Below are 24,021 nucleotides of genomic sequence, written 5' to 3'. Positions count from 1 at the left end.
GCGTAATTAGCTCCTCAGCAGTTTAAAATAATTGCTGACCAATATACTTATAGGAGATTCTTTAGGTATTTTTGGCGAAACTAGAGTCACTTTCCTAAAAATGAACGAAATACTCTACTCTTTGTGCAATAAATCGTTAAAAACCTAGTTTAATCACCTATTCATGTCCAATAGCTCTACAATCTCTCCTGACATCTCTTACATTCGTCCTTACCGACGTGGAAAGCATAAAATATTCATCGGTATGGCTCCTGGTGTGGGCAAAACCTACAGGATGCTGGAAGAAGCACATCAGCTTAAACAAGATGGTATTGATGTTGTGATTGGCATCTTAGAAACTCATGGACGCAAAGAAACAGCCCAAAAATCTATAGGGTTAGAGGTAATTAAGAGAAAAGTCAGCATTAGAGAAAACGTTACTTTGGAGGAAATGGACACAGATGCGATTTTACAGCGTTCTCCTCAACTAGTGTTAATTGATGAACTAGCTCATACTAATGTTCCTGGCTCTCAACGAGAAAAACGTTATCAAGATGTGGAAGTTATTTTGGCCGCAGGAATTGATGTTTACTCCACCGTTAACATTCAACATCTAGAGAGTCTAAACGACTTAGTAGCAAGAATTACAGGTGTTGTGGTGAGAGAACGTATTCCCGACCGCCTGCTTGACGAAGCTGATGCTGTTGTAGTTATTGATGTTACTCCAGAAACTCTAGAAGAGCGATTGCGAGAAGGCAAAATTTACGCTTCTGAAAAAATTGAGCAATCCCTAAAAAACTTTTTTCAGCGTCGTAATTTGATTGCTTTACGAGAACTTGCTCTGCGAGAAGTAGCGGATACAGTAGAGGAAGAAGCAAACACTTCTACATTAGAAGGGCAGAACTGTAATGTTCACGAACGAGTTTTAGTTTGTGTGTCTACCTATCCTAATTCAGTGCAATTACTCCGTCGGGGAGCTAGGATTGCTAATTACATGAATGCACGACTTTATACTATTTTTGTTGCTAACCCTGAACGATTCCTCACTAAAAAAGAAAGTTTACATATTGATACTTGTGAAAAATTATGTAAAGAATTTGGTGGTGAATTTTTGCACATTAAAAGTCACAACATTGCTCAAGAAATTGCTCAAGTTGCAGCTAGGTATCACATTACTCAAATTGTTATTGGTGAAAGCCAACAGCCTCGATGGAAAAGATGGTTTAAAGGCTCTTTTACGCAGAGACTAGTAGACCTAATTCGACATCAAAACATTGATTTACACATTATCGCTACTGAGAAATGATGAGATAATTATAAAATAATCAAAGTGATAAAACTGTCCGATTAAGGCGGCTTAATACGGACAGTTTACTTACCCAAACCTTGTAAACATTTCTAACAGTTCAAGTTAGCGCTAAAATTTATAAGCATTTTGGCGATGAGGTAAACAGATTTTACCTTCAATCACTTACAATGCTTGGGTGTTAGTTCCACAGTGCTTTTAGGCGATCGCTGCTATGGTAAACAATCCTCAGCTTGACAACCTACCGCCAATCAAGTTGATCCACATTCAGGATCAAGCGCCATCAACCCTACAAGAGCAATCTAGAAGCAGGGGAAGAAAAACATCTTTACCCACAGACATACGCTGGATAAAGGTGCTGGAGTTTCTCCGCAGCACCAACCTTGCACCTAACAGCCGAAAATTGTACGAACGTGAACTAAAGCGATTCTTGGCATGGACGCAACTGCACTATCACGAACTAAGCCCACGTCACCTGGGGTTGTACAAGGAATATCTGCGGGATGAAGTAAAAACTGATGCAGGCAAACCCCTGTCAAAAGCTAGTATCAATGCAGGGGTTGCCGCACTTAAAAGCTTTTTCAATTGGATGTGCTACACATATCCTGAAATAATTGTTACTAATCCTACACTGGGGATAAAGCTAGAGAAAGTACCATTGCCACCAGCCCAAAGCCTAACTGACGAGCAGATGGAGCGCGTTTGGTCAGCTTTAGAATTGTTGGGAGAGACAAAAGGGCGCGATACAGCGCTTGTTCACATACTCAGCCACGGACTCCGCGCAGGGGAAATTGTACAGTTAAATGTTGGTTCATTTGATGGCAAGCTGCTGTTCTTGCCAGATACCAAAACCAATGAACCGCGCTTAGTACCATTACGGAAAGAAAGCCGTGACGTGTTAGAGGCATATTTGCGATCGCGCCGCGAACAGGGGGAAGAACTAAATAGCCTCACCCCGTTGATGATTTCACATCACGCTTCATACAAGGGCGATCGCTTGAGTTACCACGGGATATACTTTGCGGTGGAAAAAATCGGTGAACTGGCTGGCATTGAAGATTTGCACCCCCACCAATTTCGGCATACCTACGCCACGGAGTTGTTACTGTTGGGTGTAGACCCCAGCCATGCACGGAAATTGACCGGGCATCAAAGCGAGAAGGCGTTCAGGCGCTATACTTTGCGGAGTGAACAAGAAGCAGCGATCGCTGCTTATTACAGAGCAATAGGTGAAGAAAGGGAGTAACCCATGCCCAAGCCGCTAGATCCCAAATGCCAACTATGCGCCAAGTTGCCAACATCTAAAGCTAAGGTGCTGCATGGGCCAGAGGGTGATGGCTGCTGGAATCCGAAGGTTTGCCACAATCGTCGTTCCTTCTACCGGAATCGAAGTAAAGATGATTCTCTTGAGATTGAAGCGATCGCTGTTGAGCCACCAGAAACATATTTTGCCGTACTGTATTTATATAAAGAACCGGGGGATAAACCCTTGCACGCTTTAGGTGCAGAGTTATGGCTGGGTCAAAAGCCTGTCTGCCGCCTGGAGCCGATTCACTGTTTTGGACTGACGGCTGGTAAGATTCGTGCTTACACCGATAAGGTGTTACAGGCGTTTGCGGCGGAGTATAGTGTTACGCTGTACCAATATAAGGAGATGTTCGAGATTGCACCGACACATTGTCCAGTCCGACCCTGCCCCTTGCATCCTGAACCATGACCATTTATCGTCAGCTGACCATTTGGGATATTTTTGATGAGATATCCGAAGCCCCGCCGACATCTTCACTTGCGGCGGTGTGGGAGTGTTTAGATACGGAGTTAGAAACTTTATCAGTAGAGGCACAACTAGCAACCGCCGCCACCGCTTTCTCGCAAATTGCAGATATTCTTAAAATCCGCGCCCAGTTGCTATTAGAAGATGTCCGCGCTCAGACTGATACTGATGGCCCGGTAATTAGTACAGATATCTTTGCTGGTTTAGTGAGAACAACTATGCAGCTTGACTTGGACGACTTAATCGAAGAACCCCCACCGCAGACTTTTAGACCGCATGGGCCACATCAGTTTACTCATCCTGCCGGGAGTGCTGATTCAGTAGCTGCACCTGTGGAGAAGGAGAATGTATTGGCGATGCTGGAAATACAGACAGTAGAGGATATTCATCGGCTGGCGGGTGATGAGGACGTGGATAAGTGGCGAGGAGCGATCGCTCATTATCTTACAGAAGTAAAAGGTGAGATTGCCCTACCGAAGCTACAACGCAAGTTGAAAATGCCGATGGTGGAGGTGTGGTTGGGATTGCTGCTTGGTGGGTTTGGATTAGAGCAGTGTGGGGAGTTTTACGAAAATGACAATGTTTGGGTGAGGGTAGATTCTTCTAGAGGTTGACCTGCACACATGAGATTGTCAAGGTGATCATCAAGGTAAATGCTGCAAAAGGTTTGAACAGTAAGCCTTTACTTTACCTAGACGAAACACGTGAGCAATACAGGTAAAGGGAAGAAACTGGCATTTTTCAACTGTGACCAACAGATGTGGTCGCAGTTCATCGCTCGTTGTCAGTCCCAGGATACGACAGCAACAGCGATGCTGACTAATTTTATTGGGCTATACCTAGATGATTCGCTCAATGATCCTGATCCCATTGCTGATGATGATTTGGAGAAAAACTTGCTGGACTCGCAACTACAAAAATTGCAGTCAGCGAGCGCAAAAGTTAGGGATGTCTACTGAAGAATTGTTATCTGCCTCTGTAGAAGATTTGTTGAACTACTGTCCATTAAAGAATTATTTGTCAATTTTAAAAAATTAATGTCAGGCAGTGTCAGAGGCTAAAAAGCTTATACATCAAGGAAGTTACGCTTTTCACCGCTCTTATATTCTTTGAAGGCTTTTAAATAATTAAATGCCTTTTCTTTAAAAACCGACTCCTCAAAATTTAAACAATTAAATGCCTTTTGTTATGTTCGTCTCAACAGACTACTGACTTTTACTGTTATTCAGGGGAGCGATCGCTCTATTAAGTGGGGTGGAGCATCGTCGCTTATTATCTGCCTACCTCAATGTTATTGTGTCCTTTCATCATCTAGCACCACTCGTGAAAATCGATAACCACAAGTATATTTATCAGTAAAAGTGACACTAATTCTTTAAAACTGAAATATACAAGGCTAAAGTATTAGCCTAATTGCATAGGGCTAGAAAAATCGAACGTCTGGACATTAATTATTTAAAACTGACAAATAATTCCTTAATGGACATGAGCGTATGAGTGTCACAAAAGAGCGAAAAAGTTCAGGTTCTCACGCAATTTTGGTGATGGGTGTTAAAGCAGGAGGCTGTCCTAATGAAAAAATTTCACTCACAATGTTTCTCTACCGTTCCAGCGTTGTAAATTGGTAAAGGTATTGATTACTAAAAAATTTACAGCAACAGCTTTCATCTTTATCAGAAATTGCTCTAATCTCCATATATGCAGAAACTAAGGTGTTTATAGTCCCAGATAAAAATATTGATATTCTTTGACAGATTGTCTTTTGACAAGCCTACAACATGAAGTAAACAATATCACTGGAAGTCTGGATGTAACACTTAAGAGTTGCGTTCTCAGTCTCGCGGTGTGGTTTTTGTGGAGTGTGGGGCAGCCTTGAAACTAAATCAGTATATCTATCTAGGTATAGCAAGTACGATTTGCTTGCTGATAACTCAGAAAGCAAATGCACAAGAGAAGCCGATAAACACAAAGGATATTGGATTAATTACAAATATTCCTCGACTGAGTGATATTGAGCGTCCACAAACGAGTGTTAGAGATTGGCTAGCACAGTCAGCACCAACCCCTCCACAAATCAAGATTACTGGTGTGCGAATCAATCGCACAGACGATACTTTCGAGCTAATTCTGGAAACTCCAGATGGAGAAATATCTGCACCAGAAACTCTTCAAGAAGGCAATATATTTATTGCAGATATCCCCAATGCAATACTAGCTTTACCAGAAGGACGGGAATTTCGGGAAGACACACCAGTTGATGGTATTTCTTATGTGACGGTAACACAGGAGGAATCTAACAACACGGTGCGTGTAACGATCGCATCCCCAGGAAATCTACCAACAATCCAGGTGGTGAATCAATCCAATAATTTAACGATCGCCGTTACTCCTACTTCCCCAGATATTGAATTGATAGTAACCGCCCAAAAACGCCCCGAAGACGCGCAAGATGTCCCCCTTAGCTTGACGGTAATTCCTCAACAAGAAATCGAAGACGCTCAAATTCGTTCTTTCCAAGATATCGCCAACAACACACCCAACTTTAGTTTTCTCCCCACCACTGCGGGGAGTGCTGATTTTGGTTACTACAGTGTGCGGGGGTTAAATAACTTTAACTTTTTAGCCAATCAAGACACCGTTGGCTTTTACATTGATGATGTTCCCTTCGATTATGGCGGCTTTTTAGATGTTGGTTTGATTGATTTAGCACGGGTAGAAGTTTTGCGAGGCCCCCAAAGTACCCTCTATGGTAGAAGTAGTCCGGCTGGGGTGGTGAATGTAATTTCTCGCCCGCCAAGCAATCAGCCAGAGATGCAAATTAGCGCCCTTTACGGTAGCTATAACAGCCGGGAATTGCAATTATCCCTCAGTGATGCCATTATTCCCGATAAACTGGCATTTCGACTAGCAGGCGCATACAACGCACGAGATGGCGTATTTGACAATATCTTTCTGAATAAGCCAATCGGAGAGCGATCGCAACTCACAGGACGCGCTCAAATTCTCTGGACACCCACACCAGAGTGGAATATATCGTTTAACGCCTATGCCAGTGACAACGATAATGGCAATCCTACCTTTTCTCGACAAAACGCACAAAACCCTTTTCAAGTTTCCCAAGAAGTTGATGGTTTCAATCGCCTCAGCACTAATACCCAGGCGCTAAAAATTAGCTACAACGGCAATGGATTTCGGGCTACGTCTATTACCAGCAGGCGATTTAGCAATCAAAATACCTTGGTGGGTGACAATTTCCCCGGTGATTTGCTACAGCAAATTATTGGTATCAATTCGACCCTGTGGTCACAGGAATTTCGCCTCCAATCCCCTGAAAGTGCCGACCGTTTGCGGTGGTTGCTTGGTGGATATTACGAGTCACGGAATTTTAATGTTCTAGATGACACCTTTAAATATACTGATGCTGGTGCAGTAGCCTTTGGCGTACCAGCCCCAGGAAGCGATCGCGTTTCCGCAGAACAAAATCGTCAAACCTACGCCATATTTGGACAAATTGACTACAAACCAATTGCACCACTAACTTTGTTTGCAGGTTGGCGCTATGAAACTGCTGACGCTGAACTCGACCGTCGCCGTGTTTTTGTCAATCCTGATGGTACAGTCAATCCACCCACCGCAGAAGTACGCAATGCTACCCTTAATAGTGACGCATTTATCCCCCGCTTTGGCTTACAGTATCGCTTCAATCCCAATTTAATGGCTTACGCCACAATAGCTAAAGGCTACAGACCAAGTGGATTTAACTACCGTGCAGATACAGAAGATACACGCCGATTTCAAGAAGAAACCACCTGGACTTACGAAGTAGGCTTAAAATCTTCTTGGTTAGATGACCGACTGAGTGCAAATCTATCTATTTTTCAAAGCGATGTTGATAACTACCAAGTGCTGCTGACCGATGATTTTGGCTTTTTTAGAAACGTTACCAATGCAAATGTCAAAGTCACAGGTTTAGAATTTGAACTCAAAGCCAAGCCTTTACAAGGACTAGATTTAATTGCTGGTATTGGCTACGTGGACAGCAAATTTAAAAACTATAGAAATCCTTTCACAAATGGAGACTTTAGCAATAACCGCGTTCCTTTCGCACCGGAATTAACCTACAATTTAGCCGTTCAATATCGTAGTCCCGGTGGTATTTTTGCCCGTGCAGAATTGCGCGGTTATGGAATAACTTACTTTGATGATGCTAACCAAGTGAAGCAAGACCCCTATGCACTAGTAAATGCCCGGATTGGTTATGAGGGCGAAAAATATGGCATTTATCTATATGCAAATAACTTGTTTGATACTCGTTATATTACCTCTGGTTTCCTATTCCCACCACCTAATGTAACTGCGGGATTTGGCGACCCGGTAACTTATGGTGTGCGAGTAAGTGCGAGTTTTTAATCTTGATTTTGGAGGCGACAGTAAACATTATTTCTGTCGCCATTTTGCCCTTTTCTAAGTGCTAATATGTTTCCTAAACTGATTTTACTCGCCACACTTTATATCTGTCAGTTTATCCCGACGACATTCTTTATTCAAGCATTACCCGTTTTCATGCGACAACAAAAAATGTCGCTGGATTTGATTGGATTTCTAGGTTTATTAATTCTACCATCAGGATTAAAATTTCTTTGGTCTCCATTCATTGACCGCTACCGTTTAGGCAAACTAGGGCATTATCGCGGTTGGATTATTTGCTTTCAGTTATTGTTGATTTCAACCATGTTAGTAACGGCTTTTCTGGACATTCAAGATAATTTAAACGCATTACTAACTTGTATGTTTCTAGCATCTTTATTTTCAGCAAGTCAAGATATTGCTACTGATGCGTTGGCAGTCAATTTACTCGAACCTCAAGAACGTGGATTAGGGAATGCAATTCAATCTGGAGGGAATATTTTCGGCGCAATTCTTGGTGGTGGGGTAATGCTCATTCTCCTAGATAAAATTGGCTGGCGATATAGTTTAATTACTATGTCGATATTTATGCTGGTAAACTTAGTTCCCATATTAATTTATAGAGAAAAAAGTCAGCATCAACTAGAAAATTCAACCTTTTTTAGGTCATACTTTCAACCATTTGCTAGCTTTTTATCACGTCCAAAAGCATTACCTTGGCTTTTTATTGTCCTGCTATATATGATGGGTGATAGTGTAACTAGTCTGATGATTCGCCCACTTTTGGTAGATAGGGGTTTGTCTTTACCAGATATTGGTTGGGTTTTAGGAATAGTTAGCTATAGCGCCCGTATTGTTAGTGCCTTGATTGCAGGATTATTAATTGTCAAGTTAGGGAGGACAAAATCTCTAATTATATTTGGCTTAATAGCAGCCCTAAGCACACTTCTATATATTATTCCCGCCATTGGTGTGAGTAGTTTACTTGTAATTTATACAGTTTGTATTTTAGTTAATGCAACCCAAAGTATGGCATATACTGCTTTACTCAGTGCCATGATGGATAAATGCGAAAAAAATACAGCCGCTACTGATTACACAATTCAGGTTTCTGTGATGTTTTTAGGTGGAATTGCTGCGACAGTTGTGAGTGGAATGTTGGCAAGTACAATGGGCTACACTTTTATATTTATCATTAGTACAGTAGTAAGTTTGTTAAGTGTATTTTTGATTACAAATAAATATAGAGTTAGTGCTTGAAATGGTCTAAATTACTCTTAAAAAGAACTCAAATACTGACCTAATTTCTCTAATTATGAAACGGAATCACCAGTAATGGCACAAGCACCAAAATTAACCACACCCAAGACCAAGGTTTTGGTGTTCCCATAGAATTTGGTTGCTGCAAAAGCGCATCTATTCTCTGTGTGACATGATTGGTTGAGATATGCTGGGCAAAAGCTGCACAAAAATTTGACTCTAATAAAATTGGCGTATTGACAACCAAAAGTAAAGCTTCTGCCAATAACAGACTATCAACTGTCTGACTTGCCCAATAGTCAGCGCGTATTTCTCTTAAAAGTAACAACTCTTGCCATAAAGATTCGGTGTGAGGTAGCCACGAGGTTAATTGACGTAGCCACCCGAAAAAGAAAAACCAATAGGTATCACGGTAGTGGCGATGTCCATCTTCATGGGCTAGTACAGCTTTGACATGGGGGACATCTAATGTATCTAATAATCCCTGACTGATAATTAACTCAGGTTTCCAAAAACCAACCAAAGCACAATAAACAACAGGCGCATTTAGTAACCGTGCTGGTGTACCGTAGACATAAATTATGGGATAGGTGCGAATTTGTTTTAGCATCCGGTTTCCCTCCCATACCAACTTTAGCCATAAGACACCTGCAAATCCTAAGAAACTGATAGCCAGTCCGTAGCTAACCCAACCTTCCCACCCCCAAACCATAATATGTCCATGAGGCCCCATGCAAAACACTGCAAATGTTGTAGTTAACAGAAGTAATGGCGGTAGGAGAAATAGCAACAAGGCGCGGGGAAAACGTTCCGTCCAGTTTCCTATAGGGGATAACCACTGACTTCTCAAGTACCAAGCTAGGATTAACGCCATTACTACCATTAGCAGGTGCATTATTTTTTCTCCCTGAGTTCACGAACTGCTTGGATTTTTTGGGCGATCGCCTCAAACTGTGCCACACTAGCTTCATCCAGACTGTCAGCAAAAGCAGCTACAATCTCCGGCTTCCCCAATGCGAGAAATCTCTGCAACTGTTCATAAGCTTCTAAAGACTGGGCTTCTGAATAAGAAATCAAAGGTCGCCAGATATATTGACGTTGCTGTTTTACACATTCTAGCCACCCTTTCTTAGTGAGGCGATGCAGTACTGTGGCCACTGAGGAATAAGTTAACTCCCGGTCTGGATCAGCAGTAATACGCTCATGTATATCTTTAACAGTGGTAGCACCCAGAGAGTAAATAATGTTTAAAATCTCTGCCTCTAAAGGGCCTAATTTTAGTTGTTTGGGACGGTAATTTGGCAGAGGATTCATCTTGATTTTTAGTGTATTCTCACTCTTATTAACCAGAATTTATTCATCATAAATTCGCCTGCAAACTTCATAAATAACTTTGACGAATTGTCAGACTTGAATCTGAAAAACTGTCTTTTGACATTTTTCACAAACTGACTTAAGGTCGGAGGGGATTTTTAGCGTCAGTTAGCTACTCTTTTACGCCTAAAAATCACTGTTTAGGCAGCAGGGTAGATGAAATCACATCGATAATCTTACACTGATAAGGGAGTAATTAGAATCTTGATTAAACCTCCAATTATCCAAAAATTAAGGAATATGTGGATTTTGACTCAATCAATAAAATTTACCAAATATTCAATCTTTTTTGAGCAAATAATCATTTTGATACCAGATTATTTAAGACCAATATCAAGTAGTTTACCTATTCTATAGTGATATTTTTATCAATGTCAAAAGACAGGATGTCAAACAATTTTAGGTTTGGAATTGTGGATTGAAGCCAAGGATAAATCTACTTAACTTATCCTGTCAAACAATAATAAGTCAAAAGACAGTTTGTCATTTTAATCTCTGACAGTTTGTCAAACTAAAAAATCTATAAAAAAGTTAAAGAATAGCTGGATAAATCATTATTGAAGACATTATTTGAAGAATATAATTGTTAAGTTTAACTAAGTGCAGGATATTTGCACAGGAAAAGACCATGTTTGAATATCTTCCACCTTTGAACGACCACAACTTACCTTACCCAGATACCATCCATCCGATTGTTGTCCACTTCGTAATTGCAATGGTCTTGTTTGCCGTATTTTGTGATGTAGTGGGTTACTTTAGCCATAACGCCCGTCTTTTTGAAGTCAGTTGGTGGAATATGTTTTTCGCCACCATAGCCATTTTTATTGCGATCATCTTTGGTCAGATTGAAGCAGGTTTAGCCGAACCTTACAACGCAGTTGAACCAGTCCTAAATTTACATACCCTAATTGGCTGGTCGCTTTCAGGAATCATCGCCGCAATTACAGGGTGGCGTTATGTGATTCGGTTACGTGACCCAGAAAAAGTACCAGTTCCCTATCTGGGAGTAGGATTAGTATTAACTGGTTTAGTGTTATTCCAAGTGTATCTAGGAGATGAATTAGTCTGGGTGTATGGACTGCACACAGTACCAGTTGTAGAAGCTGTAAAGGCGGGTGTTTTGCGATGAATGCCCAACTAATTGAACAATTGCAAGGGCAACTAGGCGCAAACGGACTACCTTACACTATTCCCATTCATCCCAACTTAGTCCATCTCACCTTGGGTTTATTTATCATCGCCATTGCCTTTGATGTTGTGGGTGTATTATTCCCCCTGGAAAAGCCTGTCTTCAAATTTTTAGCCATTCCCGCCACTCGTACCGGCTTCTTTGATGTGGGTTGGTACAATATGCTGGCTTCCGCCATCATCACCTTTTTTACCGTGGCCGCAGGTTTTTACGAAATCATGTTGGCACAAGCACCAACAGATTTAAAAAGTGCTTGGGGATTCCAAGCGATGGAAACAATGCTGTGGCATGGTGTTGGTGGTGTCCTCCTCTTAGCATTGATAATTGGAATGACTGTCTGGAGAGGATTTCAGCGTTATGTATGGCGAAAAGATAGCAGTCAACAAGTGCAGTGGAGTTATCTAGCGGCTGGATTTTTCATCATGTTTATTATGTTCGTTCATGGCACATTAGGAGCGCAACTGGCGGCAGAGTTTGGCGTACATAATACGGCAGATCAATTACTGAAATTGGGTAAAGATATTAATGCGGTATTGAAATGAAAATTCGGAATATCTTGATTTTAATTGGCTGTGCGATCGCCCTCACAGGTGCAAGCCTCTGGATGGGAGAACAAGCCTATTCCTGGTTCCCCCCCCAAGCCGCCGCCGAATCCAAACTTATAGATGAACTATTTAGCTTTTTAGTCACCTTGGGAACCTTCATTTTCCTGGGCGTAACTGGAACCGTCATCTATTCCATAATTTTTCATCGCGCAGGTAAATATGACACCAGCGATGGCCCCCCAATTGAAGGGAATATCACCTTAGAAGTAGTTTGGACAACAATTCCCATTCTCTTAGTGCTGTGGATTGCTACCTACAGCTACAACATCTATGCAGAAATGGCAATTCAAGGGCCGATGGAAGCCATGCACATACATACAATGGCATCAGCCCATGCAGCAACAATGGAATCTACAACCGAACCCGTTGAAAAAATAGAAGTCCTTGCCAAACAATGGGCTTGGGTTTTCCGCTACCCCAATCAAAACGTTACCAGCACCGAATTACATTTACCAGTTAATCGACGCATTAGTTTAGCACTCCAATCAGCAGATGTTCTCCACGGCTTTTACATTCCCGCCTTTCGACTAAAACAAGACATAGTACCCAAACAAACCATCGACTTTGAATTTACCCCCATTCGCCCAGGTAAATATCGACTGCGCGACTCCCAATTTAGCGGTACTTACTTTGCAGCCATGCAAACTGATGTAGTAGTCGAATCAATAGAAGATTACAACCACTGGCTGAAATTAGCCGCAACCCAAAAACCCGTCCCAGCCAATAATCAAGCCGCTAACGAATACGCCCAAAAAATCAAAGGCGGATTCACCACAGGCTATCCCACAGTCGTACCCGCACCACCGCCTCTAGTCAACTTCCCCTCTTAAACTCAATTTCTCTGCGCCTCTGCGTGAAAATTATGACAAATACCCAAATCGAAAAACCCAAAATAACAGAAACACAGCACCATCCCCCCACCACCTGGAAAACCTACTTCACCTTCAGCACCGACCACAAAGTCATCGGTATCCAATATATCGTCACCTCCTTTCTCTTCTTCCTCATCGGCGGTATCTTCGCCATGATTATTCGCGGCGAACTAATCACCCCAGAAGCCGATTTAGTTGACCGCACAGTATACAATGCCATGTTCACCATGCATGGCACAATCATGCTGTTCTTGTGGACTTTTCCTGTCTTAGTTGGTCTAGCAAACTACCTTGTCCCGCTAATGATTGGAGCGCGAGACATGGCATTTCCCCGCCTGAATGCCGTCGCCTTCTGGATGGTGCCAGTATTTGGAATTATCCTCATGGCTAGTTTCTTCCTACCCGGTGGCCCAGCCCAAGCCGGTTGGTGGTCTTATCCCCCAGTGAGTCTGCAAAATCCTACAGGTAATCTCATTAACGGTCAATTTCTCTGGCTGATAGCTGTAGCCATATCGGGTGTATCCTCAATTATGGGTGGTGTTAATTTTGTGACAACAATTGTCAAAATGCGCGCCCCAGGAATGACCTTCTTTCGGATGCCGGCTTATGTTTGGGCAGTGTTCAGCGCCCAGATTATCCAATTGTTTGGATTACCTGCATTGACGGCAGGCGCAGTTATGTTGTTACTTGACCTCAGCATTGGTACAGCGTTTTTTGACCCTGCCAAGGGCGGTAATGCAGTTCTCTTTCAACACTTCTTTTGGTTCTATTCACATCCAGCAGTCTACGTAATTATACTACCTATTTTTGGCATTTTTTCCGAAATATTCCCAGTTTATAGCCGTAAACCTCTGTTTGGCTATAAAGTAGTCGCCGTTTCCTCTCTATTAATTGCTGGTGTGAGTGGTTTTGTCTGGGTACATCATATGTTTGCCAGTGGTACACCAGCCTGGATGCGGATAGTGTTCATGATTTCCACAATGTTTGTTTCCGTCCCCACCGGGATCAAAGTGTTTGCTTGGGTGGCAACAATTTGGGGAGGTAAACTGCGTCTCGATACCCCGATGCTGTTTGCTTTGGGTGGATTGATTATGTTTGTGTTTGCTGGTATCACAGGCATTATGCTTTCCGCAGTACCAATTGATATTCATGTTAATAATACTTATTTCGTAGTTGGTCACTTTCATTACGTCCTCTACGGGACTGTGACAATGGGGATGTTTGCCGCCTTTTATCACTGGTTCCCCAAGATGACTGGGCGGATGTATTACGAAGGCTTGGGTAAGCTGCATTTTTGGTTATCATTCATCGGGACTAACCTCAACTTTTTACCGATGCACCCATTAGGCTTACAAGGGATGTTGCGGCGGGTTTCTTCCTACGACCCAGAATATGCTTTTTGGAATGTGATTGCTAGTATTGGTGGCTTTTTGTTGGGGATGTCTACATTACCCTTTATTTTGAACATGATTGGTTCTTGGGTACAGGGTGAGAAAGCACCGGATAATCCTTGGCGGGCTATTGGGTTGGAGTGGCTGGTGGCTTCTCCGCCGCCGGTGGAGAATTTTGAGGAGATTCCTGTGGTGATTTCGGAACCTTACGGGTATGGGAAGTCTGAACCGTTGACGGCGAATCTGGAAAAGCAAGAGTTAGCAAGAGATTTGAATTAATTCATACTTTAAACCTAGTGCGATGTTCGTAGTAAGGACTCCAGTCCTTAATTTTGTTTCCAGGAGAGGAGAGGACTAAAGTCCCCACTACAAACCAAAAAAAATTAGTGAAAATTCAACTATGACTGTGAATAGTTCTATTAGTCGAGAAGAGTTGCAGGAGTCTTTGGAGACGAGGACTGTTGAACATACTCACGATGAAGCAGCCAATAGTATGTTTGGCTTTATCGTATTTTTACTTTCGGAAAGCATCATTTTTCTGAGTTTTTTCGCGGGATATATCGTTTATAAAACCACAACTCCTGATTGGCTACCGCCTGGTGTTGAGGGATTAGAAGTTAGGGAACCGGCAATTAATACGGTGATTTTGGTTTCTAGTAGTTTTGTGATTTATTTCGCGGAACTTGCCCTTAAACGCCATAATATGTGGGGTTTTCGCCTACTTTGGTTAACAACAATGATGATGGGTAGCTACTTCTTATATGGTCAAGCAGTTGAATGGAGTAGCCTGCATTTTACTGTCACATCTGGTGTATTTGGGGGAATGTTTTATCTATTAACAGGATTTCACGGTTTGCACGTTTTTACTGGTGTGTTATTGCAGTTAATTATGTTAGTGCGATCGCTTATTCCCGGTAATTATGACAAAGGTCATTTTGGCGTAGATGCAACTTCCCTATTTTGGCACTTTGTTGATGTAATTTGGATTATTTTATTTCTCCTCATTTATATCTGGCAATGAGTAATAAATCCTTACCTTTGCGTCTTTGCGCCTACCCTGCGGGAACGACTCCGTCGAATGCGTGAGATTTTCCTATTCTTATCTTCAGAGAGAAAAATTTTATATGATTATTGACGATCAACACTACGATATTATCATCGTTGGCACCGGTGCTGGTGGCGGTACATTAGCATATAAACTCGCCCCAACAGGCAAAAAAATCCTCATTCTAGAACGCAGCAATTTTCTCCCCAAAGAAGAAGAAAACTGGAGTGCTGTTGAAGTCTTTAAAAAAGAACGTTATCACACTCAAGAACAATGGTACGACAGCACTGGCGAACCTTTTCGTCCCCAAATTAACTATTGGGTAGGTGGAAATACAAAAGTATATGGTGCTGCACTGTTGCGGATGCGGGAACGAGATTTTCAAGAGGTTAAACATCAAGATGGGGTTTCAATTGAGTGGCCTTTGACATACCAAGACTTTGAACCCTATTACACCGAAGCGGAAAAACTCTACCATGTCCACGGTAAATCAGGCGATGACCCAACAGAACCACCCCGCAGCGAACCTTATCCTTATGCAGAAGTAAGTCACGAAGCGCGGATGCAAACAATTGCTGATGCTATCTCCCAACAAGGGCTACATCCAACACATTTACCTTTAGCACTCAAGAGTGATTGTATCCGATGTCATACTTGTGATGGTTTCCCTTGTAAAATAGATGCCAAAGCTGATGCTCATACTGTGGGAATTAACCCAGCTTTGTCACATTCTAACGTCACCTTAAAAACCTCAGCTAAGGTTGTGCGTTTACACACTAATCCATCTGGTATGGAAGTAAAAGCTGTGGAAGCAGAAATTGATGGACAATCCTATCTATTTTTTGCAGATATCGTAGTTCTAGCTTGTGGTGCGGTAAATTCGGCGGCGTTGCTGTTACGTTCAGTTAATGACAAACACCCAAAGGGACTTGCTAATAGTTCCGATTTGGTGGGACGTAATTTTATGAAACACCTGATGACGGCGATGGTGCAACTAAGTCCGACACCAAACCCGACTGTGTTTCAGAAAACAATTGCTGTGAATGATTTTTATTGGGGAGAATTAGATTTTCCTTTCCCGATGGGTCATATTCAAAATACAGGTAGTATTCTGCAAGAAATGATTCCGTCCGAAGCATCGCCTTTGTTATCGCTGATGTCGAGGTTAGTACCTGGGTTTGGAATGCGACAGTTAGCCAATCATTCTATTGGTTGGTGGTTACAAACGGAAGATTTACCTAACCCGAAAAATCGGGTGCGGGTTGTGGGTGATAAGTTGTATTTGGATTATACGCCTAATAATATCGAGGCACACGATCGCCTAATTTATCGCTGGACTGATGTGCTAAAAGCTGTAGATCGCAGTTCGGAAAACCCGGTGTTTCGTCGCGGTATTTATCCCCGTAGTGATAGCCCGATTCAAGTTGTGGCGAATCAATGCGGTACTTGTCGGTTTGGGGAAGATGCAGCTACATCTGTGCTTGACATTGATTGTCGCACCCATGATGTGAATAATCTCTATGTTGTTGATGGTAGCTTCTTCCCTTCTAACTCTGGGGTAAGTCCGGCTTTAACTATTATTGCCAATGCGTTGCGAGTTGGCGATCGCTTGATTGCACGCTTGCATTAAGGAACTTTAGTTTGTCTAAACCCATACCTCTAAAGCGGAACCGCTTTCGGTAGAAGCAAAGAAGGACTTTTGCGAGAAGTATATTATGAAAAGGTAGAAATCTTCCGTTACCATGCAACTATTACCCCAAGATGATATGCAAGTCAAGATTGAAACAAATTCAGAGGTTAGTTGATGGATTTTCTATCGGACACCGTTGCTTTGTCGCGGATGCAGTTTGCACTGACGGCGATTTTTCATATGCTATGGCCTGTTCTCACCACTGGGATGGGGATTTATCTGGTTATCGTTGAAGGAATGTGGCTAAAAACACGCAATCCTGATTACTATCACCATGCTCGTTTCTGGGCCAAGCTATATGTGTTGAATTTCGGTATTGGTGTAGCATCTGGCTTACCAATGGAGTTTCAATTTGGTATGAACTGGGCCCCATTTTCCGAAGCGGTAGGCGACTTTTTTGGCAGCATTTTAGGCTTTGAGGCTTCGATGGCATTCATGCTAGAAGCCGGATTTTTGGGTATCATGCTGTTTGGCTGGGAAAGAGTAAACCCAGTGATTCACTATTTTGCCACGATTATGGTTGCTTTTGGTGCAAACCTATCTACCTTCTGGATTTTAGCGGCAAACTCTTGGTTGCAGACCCCAGCCGGTGGGGAAATAGTAAATGGGAAGTTTGTTGTTGATGATTACTTTCAGGCAATTTTAAATCCCTTCATGGTCAACAGTGTCTCTCATATGTTTTTGGGAACACTGGAAACTTCTCTGTTTGTGATTGGGGGAATTAGCGCCTGGTATATTCTCAACAACCGTCATCAAGCTTTCTTTGCGCGATCGCTCAAAATTGTCTTAGCAACAGCGATCGCTGTCACCCCATTACAAATCTATGTCGGACACCTCAGCGCTGAACAGGTAGCTGACTATCAGCCTACAAAACTCGCAGCGATGGAAGCTAAGTGGGAAACCTCTCCAGCCGGACAGCCTGCGCCCTGGAGTGTAGTTGCATTACCCAATAATCAGACTGAGCAAAATGACTGGGAAATCTCAATTCCCAACGGCTTAGGCTACATTTTGGAATTTAAGAAAAATCTGTCTAAACCCGTTCTGGGATTGAAAGAGTGGAAACCTGAAGATCGCCCCCGGATGGTGGGTTTGATTTATTACGCCTTCCGCATCATGAGCGGTATCGGCTTTTTCTTGGCTGGCTTGATGGGTATCAGTGTGATTCAATGGTTGCGAGGTAAACTCTCACCAGAAGCGATCGCCAAGCAAAAATGGCTCCTGCGAATCTGGATTTTAGCGGCTCCATTGGGCTATATTGCTGTAGAATCAGGCTGGATTGTGCGTTGTGTCGGGCGGCAACCTTGGGTAGTTTATGGGAAAATTCGCACAGCAGATGGCGTTTCCCACTTACCAGCTAGTGAAGTTTTAACATCCTTGGTAATTTTTGCAGGAATTTATACAGCCCTGTTTATTTGTGCCTTATTCTTTGGTAGTCGAATCATTCGTCAAGGCCCCAATTTGGAGCTTCCGGTTCCAGGTATTGACACCAAACCAGGCGTAGAAACTACTCCGGCTGAATTTGTTCCCGATCAGCGTCCTGTGGAAGCACAGCAATAGGTAATTGTATGGAGAATTTAGAACACTTTTTAGCCCAGGTATGGTTTATTATCTTGGCTCTGTTTTTGTTTCTCTACGTCATGTTAGACGGGTTTGATCTAGGCGTAGGTATCTTGTCCCTAAGCAGTTCCAATGAGGAGCGACGGGACATTTTAATGACGAGTTTGGGTAATATTTGGGATGCCAATGAAACCTGGCTGGTGTTGATGGGGGGTGCATTATTTGGAGCATTTCCTCTGGCTTATGGCACCATTTTGAATGCGCTCTACATTCCCATTTTTGGGATGATATTTGGTTTGATTTTTCGGGCTGTGGCTTTTGAGTTTCGAGAACATTCGACAAACAAAGTATTTTGGAACGTCGCCTTTGGAGTTGGAAGTTTCATGGCGGCGCTGTTTCAAGGATTTGCCTTGGGGAGCATTTTAGAAGGCATTAAGGTGGATCAATCCGGTCACTTTATCGGTAGTATGTGGGATTGGCTCGATTGGCGATCGCTCTTAGTTGCCTTGACATTGATTCAAGGTTATGTATTGATTGGCTCTACTTATCTCATCTTAAAAACTGAGGGAGAACTGCAAACATCCCATTACCGCACAGCAAAAATTGCTGCTTGGACAACCCTTATAGGTGCAATTTTAATCACCATCGCCACCCCTGTTGTGTATGAAAATGCCAGGGCAAAGTTATTTCACCAACCAGAAGTATATCTATTTTCACTCATTCCTGTGTTAGGTGTGCTGCTGATTGGGTTATTGATTCAAAGCCTGAACCGCAAAGCAGAAACCACTCCTTTAGTTTGGACAGTGCTGCTTTTTCTACTTACCTTTGTAGGTTTGGGATTAGTTGTTTTTCCCTATATCATCCCTCCAGGTATTACCATTTATCAAGCAGCCGCAGCACCTAGCGCGTTAGTGTTCATGATTATCTTCATTGGATTTTTGATTCCCATTATGTTGTTCTACAACATCTACAATTACATTGTGTTTCGCGGGAAAGTTGCAGGCACACATTATGGAGAATAGGTGATACCAATTTGAGAAATAATTGTTGATTTTTTTTCCAAAGTCCCAGATGGTAGTTTCTTCCTATCTGCATACAAAACCTAATTAGATCGCAAATATTAATAAATAAGGGATACAAAGAAATTTGTATCCCTTAACTTTATAGCAGGTATGTATGCACCTCTATATTTTAATAGGAAATACTTGAAGCAAATATGATTTTTATCATCAGATGACAATGACCATAATGTCAAAAGACCAACTGTCAAACTTGTAGAAAAGTTAACGTTAATACTTTTCCATGATCAAAATCGCCAATATACTACTTAATCTCAATAATTTCGGTTGTGATTACAAAGTTAGTTAAAATAAGACATAATGCACCGAATTGGTGCATTATGGCTAAATTATACTTTTTCTCAGACTGAATTAGATATTATTCCCCATAATAACTACTAACTACTTTGCCCCGAAATACCCTATATAGATAGGCATTGTAGAAAAGCATAATCGGTACAAAAAAGCCAATGAAGGTAATCATCAAAACTTGAGAACTAAAGGAAGAAGCTGCCTCAAAAATGGTGATTTGGGTGGGAATAATGTAAGGAAAGACGACAAAAGCTAAACCTACAGTTGTAATTAAGAATACCACAACTGCCCAAATAAAAGGTGTCATCTCCTGACGAGCATTGATGCTGTAAATTAATCGGCTAACTGCTAAAAGAGCCAGTATAGGAATTAACGCAAAGATAAATACTTCTGGTTGATGAAACAAGCGATCGCGTATATTTTCATAGAACACTGGAACAGCAGCAGTAATCAAAATTGCCCCGATAACTGTCGCCCAAGTTGATAATATAGCTGTGCGATAGTAGGTTTTTTGTAGTTCACCTTCTGTCTTGATAATTAGATAGGTTGCACCAATCATCACATAGCCTTGCATGACAGTTAAAGCTACTAGAATTGATGGCAAATTTAACCAATCCCAAATTCCACCAATAAACGCACCTGTACTATCAACTTTGATTCCAGCTAAAACCCCACCCAGAATTAATCCTTGGGATAATGTAGCTAATAAACTACCACCGCCGAAGGCAATACTCCAAAAAGTTTTATTGTGGGAATGTTCTCGAAATTCAAATGCAACCGCCCGCAAAATAAATCCAATTACCATGCAGCTAATTGGAATATACAGGGCATTGACAATTGTCGCATAAGCCAGAGGAAAAGCCCCAAATAAAGCCCCTCCAGTACACACTAGCCAAGTTTCATTAGCATCCCAAACACTACTTAAAGTGTTAATCAAAATGCCTTTTTCTTCCTCATCCTTCCGCCTTAAAGTTAAAATTCCCACTCCTAAATCAAAACCATCAGTAATCAAATAAATGGAGAGAAATAAGGCAATAATACCAAACCAAACTATCGGTAATATTTGTTCCAATGTATCCATTAAACCTCTCCTTCCTGAATATTTACTCCTACAACTTCACTCACAAATTCTCTTTCATTACTACCTATTGGTAGTGGTAATTCCAAATTTGGCCCTTGGCGAACAATGCGACTACCAAAGTACAAAGCAGAACTAAATAACAGCAAATAGATAACTATATAAGCTATCAATGAAGTGAGAACCGTATTTGCTGGGAGATGAGAAACTGCATCTGCTGTACGAATTTTTCCGTATACAGTCCAAGGTTGTCTTCCCACTTCTCGCACTATCCAACCAAACTCCACAGCCATATATCCTAAAGGCGCAGCAAATATCCAACCTCGCATCAACCAACGTTGTTGAGTGATATTTTCTATGGCAAGTTTACCGCGCCACCATTGAACAACACTGAACAACATTAACCCACATAAAAAGAAGCCAATTCCCACCATGATGCGGAAAGAATAGAAAATAAGACTGATAGCATGGGGTCTATCTTGTGGTTTCCACTCTTTCAAGCCTTGTACTGGTTCAGAAAGAGTGGGTTTCATTTCTAAGATGTAACTCAAAGCATGAGGAATATTCAGTTCCCAATGATTTTTCTCTCCAGCTATATCAGGTGCAACTAATGCTGTCCAAGGTGCAGATTCTCCGGCGGGAATAGTATCCCAAATTGCTTCTATTGCAGCTAATTTTGTGGGTTGGTTGTGATAAACTTGTTCACCACTGATATGACCAACAAATAGTTGTAGAGGAGTGACAAAAATAGCTAGAGCTAGAGCCAGTTTGAAAGATTTACTGAAGAAAGCATGATGGCGATTCTTGAGAATATACCATGCACTAATTCCGCCAATTACAAATAGTGCAGTTTCTAAAATCGCCAAAACCATGTGAAACCAACTACTTAATGCTGCTGGATTAAAAATGGCTTGGATAAAGTCATGGACGATGAATTTACCATTCACCATTTCGCCACCAGCAGGTGTTTGCATCCAAGAATTAGCGACAATAATCCAAAAAGAAGATAGACTTGCACCAACAAAAACCATGATTGTTGATAGCAAATGTAACCAACTAGGTACACGATTCCAACCAGAAATCATGATGCCTAAAAAGGCTGCTTCTAGCATGAATGCCATTGTGCCTTCAAAGCCTAAAATTGTGCCGAAAAAGTCACCAACAGCTACAGAAAATGGAGACCAATTAGCACCAAATTCAAATTCTAAAGCAACTCCAGATGCGACTCCACACCCAAAATTAAGAATGTAGATTTTTGACCAGAAACGTGCATGACGGTAGTAATCAGGGTTTTTTGTGAGCAACCAGAGAATTTCTACTACTACCAAATAACCCGCCATACCGATGGTTAAGACAGGCCATAACATATGAAATACGCTAGTCACGGCAAATTGTATACGCGACAATATAATGGGGTCTGACAAAAATCCCATAACTACCTTTTCGTGAATAAACAAAATTTAGGGCGATGAGTTGTAGATATAGCCCATATTTCTATTTATTACTTTTTTTATTGTTTCGTCAAAAGACAAATTGTCAGATTGAAAATGAATTTTTTAATTCTAAATTCTGGTATATAAACTATCTTAATTGTAAATTCTATTTGTTATCAACAATACTTTTATTCCATTCTAAAAATGTTTAATTATCTTGTTCTTATAGCTTTTCTCGGTCTCATGAGATAAACCCTAATTTATTTACTGTTCCCTGTTAAGAGTTCCTTAAGAATAAAAAACTCTGTGCCTCACTAGCTTGCTAAATGCTATGTTTGCATTTAACAAACTTTTTTTTCAGGAGATAGTTGATACGCTTTTTCAAACCATGAAACGTAAATAAAAAAATTATGTGTGTAACCTGCGGTTGTTCTGATGATGCTGAAGTCAAAATCATCAACACTGAAACAAATGAAGTAGCAATAATTAGCTCCCAAGATGAGCATCATTACCACACTCATACTTCACCTAAAGATACAGCGATCGCCCATTCTCACAATCATGATTCTCATCATGTTCACACTCACACTTTACCAGATGGCACTGTAGTTACGCATTCTCACAGTCATAATTCCATCTCAGAAGCATCTCAGATTCATGCTCAAGTACACAGCACAACTATATCTTTAGAACAAGATATCTTAGCAAAAAATAATTTAATAGCAGCCCAAAATCGGGGATGGTTTAAAGGTCGCAACATCATTGCTTTAAATCTAATGAGTTCTCCAGGTTCAGGAAAAACAACACTATTGACTCGCACTATTAATGATTTAAAACATCAGTTGTCTATCAGTGTTATTGAGGGAGATCAAGAAACGATTAATGATGCTAAGAAAATAAAAGAGACAGGCTGTAAAGTAGTACAAATTAACACAGGTACAGGCTGTCATTTAGATGCAGCAATGGTAGAAAGGGGTTTGCAACAATTAAATCCACCTTTGAATTCAGTCGTGATGATTGAGAATGTTGGTAACTTAGTTTGTCCAGCATTATTTGATTTAGGCGAACAGGCAAAAGTTGTCATTCTCTCTGTGACTGAAGGCGAAGATAAGCCAATTAAATATCCGCATATGTTCCGCGCTAGTGAGGTGATGATTCTCACCAAAATTGATTTACTACCTCATGTGCAGTTTGACGTTCAGCGTTGTATAGAATACGCCCAGCAAGTCAATCCTCAAATTCAGGTTTTTCAAGTTTCAGCGTTAACTGGAACTGGGTTAGAGAGTTGGTATAAGTGCTTATCACAAAGGGTTAGTAACTGAATCAAAATATCTATCTAAATCTACTCATATCTTATTAAACAAGAACTTATACTGAAGATATGAGTAGGTTTAACGGTTAGGAATAATTCGTGAGCATAACTCCAAAGTTAGCCAAAATTTTAGGTATGCACTACAACCCATTCATAAAATTCAATCGCTTCTGGTTCACAACTGTGACATCCACCACACTTTTTACCATCCTCCATTTTGCGGACTCGACCTTTACGGATTAGCTTACTCAGCATTCCTCGTAAAGCGTCTCCATCCATGCGAAAATGCAGTTGCATATCTGCAAGAGAGGCTTTTTTGTGTTGGGTAAGGAATTGTTGTAGTTCACTTAAAATCATGGTTTTATCCTTTGCTAATGAC

General features: G+C 41.4%; 22 protein-coding genes. 17 read left to right on the top strand and 5 right to left on the bottom strand.

Annotated features, from left to right (window positions below):
- Positions 1-163: 163 nt before the first annotated feature.
- From GSQ19_RS27395 to GSQ19_RS27365, 8 genes are all read left to right on the top strand, one after another.
- On the top strand, positions 164-1,285 hold the full coding sequence (locus tag GSQ19_RS27395) for a sensor protein KdpD (RefSeq protein ID WP_011316485.1): 1,122 nt from the start codon (positions 164-166) through the stop codon (positions 1,283-1,285).
- Positions 1,286-1,499: 214 nt separating this feature from the next.
- Positions 1,500-2,531 carry a tyrosine-type recombinase/integrase gene (locus tag GSQ19_RS27390; protein ID WP_011316484.1) on the top strand — a complete coding sequence of 344 codons (1,032 nt, stop codon included), beginning with the start codon at positions 1,500-1,502 and terminating at the stop codon, positions 2,529-2,531.
- A 3-nt stretch (positions 2,532-2,534) separates the two neighbouring features.
- Positions 2,535-3,002, top strand: coding sequence for a hypothetical protein (locus GSQ19_RS27385; protein WP_011316483.1), 468 nt, complete (start codon positions 2,535-2,537; stop codon positions 3,000-3,002).
- Positions 2,999-3,673, top strand: coding sequence for a hypothetical protein (locus GSQ19_RS27380; protein ID WP_011316482.1), 675 nt, complete (start codon positions 2,999-3,001; stop codon positions 3,671-3,673). Before GSQ19_RS27385 ends, GSQ19_RS27380 begins: the two co-directional genes overlap by 4 nt.
- Before the next feature lie 90 nt (positions 3,674-3,763).
- On the top strand, positions 3,764-4,018 hold the full coding sequence (locus GSQ19_RS27375; RefSeq protein ID WP_104010082.1) for a hypothetical protein: 255 nt from the start codon (positions 3,764-3,766) through the stop codon (positions 4,016-4,018).
- A gap of 534 nt (positions 4,019-4,552) precedes the next feature.
- Positions 4,553-4,687: a hypothetical protein gene (locus GSQ19_RS30355; RefSeq protein ID WP_255449115.1), complete on the top strand. Its 135-nt coding sequence runs from the start codon at positions 4,553-4,555 to the stop codon at positions 4,685-4,687.
- A gap of 226 nt (positions 4,688-4,913) precedes the next feature.
- On the top strand, positions 4,914-7,469 hold the full coding sequence (locus tag GSQ19_RS27370) for a TonB-dependent receptor domain-containing protein (RefSeq protein WP_011316480.1): 2,556 nt from the start codon (positions 4,914-4,916) through the stop codon (positions 7,467-7,469).
- 66 nt (positions 7,470-7,535) lie between these two features.
- Positions 7,536-8,726 (top strand): MFS transporter, encoded by a 1,191-nt coding sequence (locus tag GSQ19_RS27365; protein ID WP_011316479.1) that lies wholly within the window; start codon positions 7,536-7,538, stop codon positions 8,724-8,726.
- 49 nt (positions 8,727-8,775) lie between these two features.
- On the opposite strand, the gene GSQ19_RS27360 is transcribed toward GSQ19_RS27365, so the two are convergent.
- Complete coding sequence (locus GSQ19_RS27360) at positions 8,776-9,621, bottom strand: M56 family metallopeptidase (protein WP_011316478.1); 846 nt, start codon at positions 9,619-9,621, stop codon at positions 8,776-8,778.
- Positions 9,621-10,040, bottom strand: coding sequence for a BlaI/MecI/CopY family transcriptional regulator (locus tag GSQ19_RS27355; protein WP_011316477.1), 420 nt, complete (start codon positions 10,038-10,040; stop codon positions 9,621-9,623). Before GSQ19_RS27355 ends, GSQ19_RS27360 begins: the two co-directional genes overlap by 1 nt.
- 688 nt (positions 10,041-10,728) lie before the next feature.
- Here GSQ19_RS27355 and GSQ19_RS27350 point away from each other — a divergent pair.
- The 8 genes from GSQ19_RS27350 (at position 10,729) to cydB (GSQ19_RS27315) (ending at position 19,471) form a co-directional block, all read left to right on the top strand.
- Positions 10,729-11,229, top strand: coding sequence for a DUF2231 domain-containing protein (locus GSQ19_RS27350; RefSeq protein ID WP_011316476.1), 501 nt, complete (start codon positions 10,729-10,731; stop codon positions 11,227-11,229).
- Positions 11,226-11,831, top strand: a complete 606-nt coding sequence (locus GSQ19_RS27345; RefSeq protein ID WP_011316475.1) for a DUF2231 domain-containing protein — start codon at positions 11,226-11,228, stop codon at positions 11,829-11,831. The genes GSQ19_RS27350 and GSQ19_RS27345 overlap by 4 nt, the downstream gene beginning before the upstream one ends.
- Complete coding sequence (locus GSQ19_RS27340; RefSeq protein ID WP_011316474.1) at positions 11,828-12,724, top strand: cytochrome c oxidase subunit II; 897 nt, start codon at positions 11,828-11,830, stop codon at positions 12,722-12,724. The genes GSQ19_RS27345 and GSQ19_RS27340 overlap by 4 nt, the downstream gene beginning before the upstream one ends.
- Before the next feature lie 32 nt (positions 12,725-12,756).
- A complete protein-coding gene (gene ctaD / locus GSQ19_RS27335; RefSeq protein WP_011316473.1) occupies positions 12,757-14,436 on the top strand; it encodes a cytochrome c oxidase subunit I in 1,680 nt (559 codons plus the stop codon).
- 121 nt (positions 14,437-14,557) lie between these two features.
- A complete protein-coding gene (locus tag GSQ19_RS27330; RefSeq protein ID WP_011316472.1) occupies positions 14,558-15,178 on the top strand; it encodes a cytochrome c oxidase subunit 3 in 621 nt (206 codons plus the stop codon).
- A gap of 103 nt (positions 15,179-15,281) precedes the next feature.
- The gene (locus GSQ19_RS27325; RefSeq protein ID WP_011316471.1) at positions 15,282-16,832 is read left to right on the top strand and encodes a GMC oxidoreductase; all 1,551 of its coding nucleotides are present in this window, start codon (positions 15,282-15,284) and stop codon (positions 16,830-16,832) included.
- Positions 16,833-17,006: 174 nt separating this feature from the next.
- Positions 17,007-18,449, top strand: a complete 1,443-nt coding sequence (locus GSQ19_RS27320) for a cytochrome ubiquinol oxidase subunit I (RefSeq protein ID WP_011316470.1) — start codon at positions 17,007-17,009, stop codon at positions 18,447-18,449.
- A gap of 8 nt (positions 18,450-18,457) precedes the next feature.
- On the top strand, positions 18,458-19,471 hold the full coding sequence (gene cydB, locus GSQ19_RS27315; protein ID WP_011316469.1) for a cytochrome d ubiquinol oxidase subunit II: 1,014 nt from the start codon (positions 18,458-18,460) through the stop codon (positions 19,469-19,471).
- A gap of 415 nt (positions 19,472-19,886) precedes the next feature.
- Here cydB (GSQ19_RS27315) and cydB (GSQ19_RS27310) read toward each other — a convergent pair whose 3' ends face one another.
- Both cydB (GSQ19_RS27310) and GSQ19_RS27305 read right to left on the bottom strand, forming a co-directional pair.
- A complete protein-coding gene (gene cydB / locus GSQ19_RS27310) occupies positions 19,887-20,900 on the bottom strand; it encodes a cytochrome d ubiquinol oxidase subunit II (protein WP_011316468.1) in 1,014 nt (337 codons plus the stop codon).
- Positions 20,900-22,330, bottom strand: a complete 1,431-nt coding sequence (locus GSQ19_RS27305) for a cytochrome ubiquinol oxidase subunit I (protein WP_011316467.1) — start codon at positions 22,328-22,330, stop codon at positions 20,900-20,902. Before GSQ19_RS27305 ends, cydB (GSQ19_RS27310) begins: the two co-directional genes overlap by 1 nt.
- Positions 22,331-22,740: 410 nt before the next feature.
- Between GSQ19_RS27305 and hypB the strand changes: the two genes are divergently transcribed.
- The gene (gene hypB, locus GSQ19_RS27300; protein WP_011316466.1) at positions 22,741-23,652 is read left to right on the top strand and encodes a hydrogenase nickel incorporation protein HypB; all 912 of its coding nucleotides are present in this window, start codon (positions 22,741-22,743) and stop codon (positions 23,650-23,652) included.
- 119 nt (positions 23,653-23,771) lie between these two features.
- Here hypB and GSQ19_RS27295 read toward each other — a convergent pair whose 3' ends face one another.
- Complete coding sequence (locus GSQ19_RS27295; protein WP_011316465.1) at positions 23,772-23,999, bottom strand: FeoC-like transcriptional regulator; 228 nt, start codon at positions 23,997-23,999, stop codon at positions 23,772-23,774.
- Positions 24,000-24,021: the final 22 nt, after the last annotated feature.

It is taken from the genome of Trichormus variabilis 0441, assembly GCF_009856605.1.
In the GTDB taxonomy this organism is placed as follows: domain Bacteria; phylum Cyanobacteriota; class Cyanobacteriia; order Cyanobacteriales; family Nostocaceae; genus Trichormus; species Trichormus variabilis.
Note: the sequence above shows the minus strand (reverse complement) of the source record. Positions and strands in the feature narration are given on the sequence as shown.

Coding starts and splice junctions, on each gene's coding strand:
- GSQ19_RS27395 (WP_011316485.1), top strand. CDS start 164: ATGTCCAATAGCTCTACAATCTCTCCTGACATCTCTTACATTCGTCCT.
- GSQ19_RS27390 (WP_011316484.1), top strand. CDS start 1,500: ATGGTAAACAATCCTCAGCTTGACAACCTACCGCCAATCAAGTTGATC.
- GSQ19_RS27385 (WP_011316483.1), top strand. CDS start 2,535: ATGCCCAAGCCGCTAGATCCCAAATGCCAACTATGCGCCAAGTTGCCA.
- GSQ19_RS27380 (WP_011316482.1), top strand. CDS start 2,999: ATGACCATTTATCGTCAGCTGACCATTTGGGATATTTTTGATGAGATA.
- GSQ19_RS30355 (WP_255449115.1), top strand. CDS start 4,553: ATGAGTGTCACAAAAGAGCGAAAAAGTTCAGGTTCTCACGCAATTTTG.
- GSQ19_RS27365 (WP_011316479.1), top strand. CDS start 7,536: ATGTTTCCTAAACTGATTTTACTCGCCACACTTTATATCTGTCAGTTT.
- GSQ19_RS27360 (WP_011316478.1), bottom strand. CDS start 9,621: ATGCACCTGCTAATGGTAGTAATGGCGTTAATCCTAGCTTGGTACTTG.
- GSQ19_RS27355 (WP_011316477.1), bottom strand. CDS start 10,040: ATGAATCCTCTGCCAAATTACCGTCCCAAACAACTAAAATTAGGCCCT.
- GSQ19_RS27350 (WP_011316476.1), top strand. CDS start 10,729: ATGTTTGAATATCTTCCACCTTTGAACGACCACAACTTACCTTACCCA.
- GSQ19_RS27345 (WP_011316475.1), top strand. CDS start 11,226: ATGAATGCCCAACTAATTGAACAATTGCAAGGGCAACTAGGCGCAAAC.
- GSQ19_RS27340 (WP_011316474.1), top strand. CDS start 11,828: ATGAAAATTCGGAATATCTTGATTTTAATTGGCTGTGCGATCGCCCTC.
- ctaD (WP_011316473.1), top strand. CDS start 12,757: ATGACAAATACCCAAATCGAAAAACCCAAAATAACAGAAACACAGCAC.
- GSQ19_RS27330 (WP_011316472.1), top strand. CDS start 14,558: ATGACTGTGAATAGTTCTATTAGTCGAGAAGAGTTGCAGGAGTCTTTG.
- GSQ19_RS27325 (WP_011316471.1), top strand. CDS start 15,282: ATGATTATTGACGATCAACACTACGATATTATCATCGTTGGCACCGGT.
- GSQ19_RS27320 (WP_011316470.1), top strand. CDS start 17,007: ATGGATTTTCTATCGGACACCGTTGCTTTGTCGCGGATGCAGTTTGCA.
- cydB (WP_011316469.1), top strand. CDS start 18,458: ATGGAGAATTTAGAACACTTTTTAGCCCAGGTATGGTTTATTATCTTG.
- cydB (WP_011316468.1), bottom strand. CDS start 20,900: ATGGATACATTGGAACAAATATTACCGATAGTTTGGTTTGGTATTATT.
- GSQ19_RS27305 (WP_011316467.1), bottom strand. CDS start 22,330: ATGGGATTTTTGTCAGACCCCATTATATTGTCGCGTATACAATTTGCC.
- hypB (WP_011316466.1), top strand. CDS start 22,741: ATGTGTGTAACCTGCGGTTGTTCTGATGATGCTGAAGTCAAAATCATC.
- GSQ19_RS27295 (WP_011316465.1), bottom strand. CDS start 23,999: ATGATTTTAAGTGAACTACAACAATTCCTTACCCAACACAAAAAAGCC.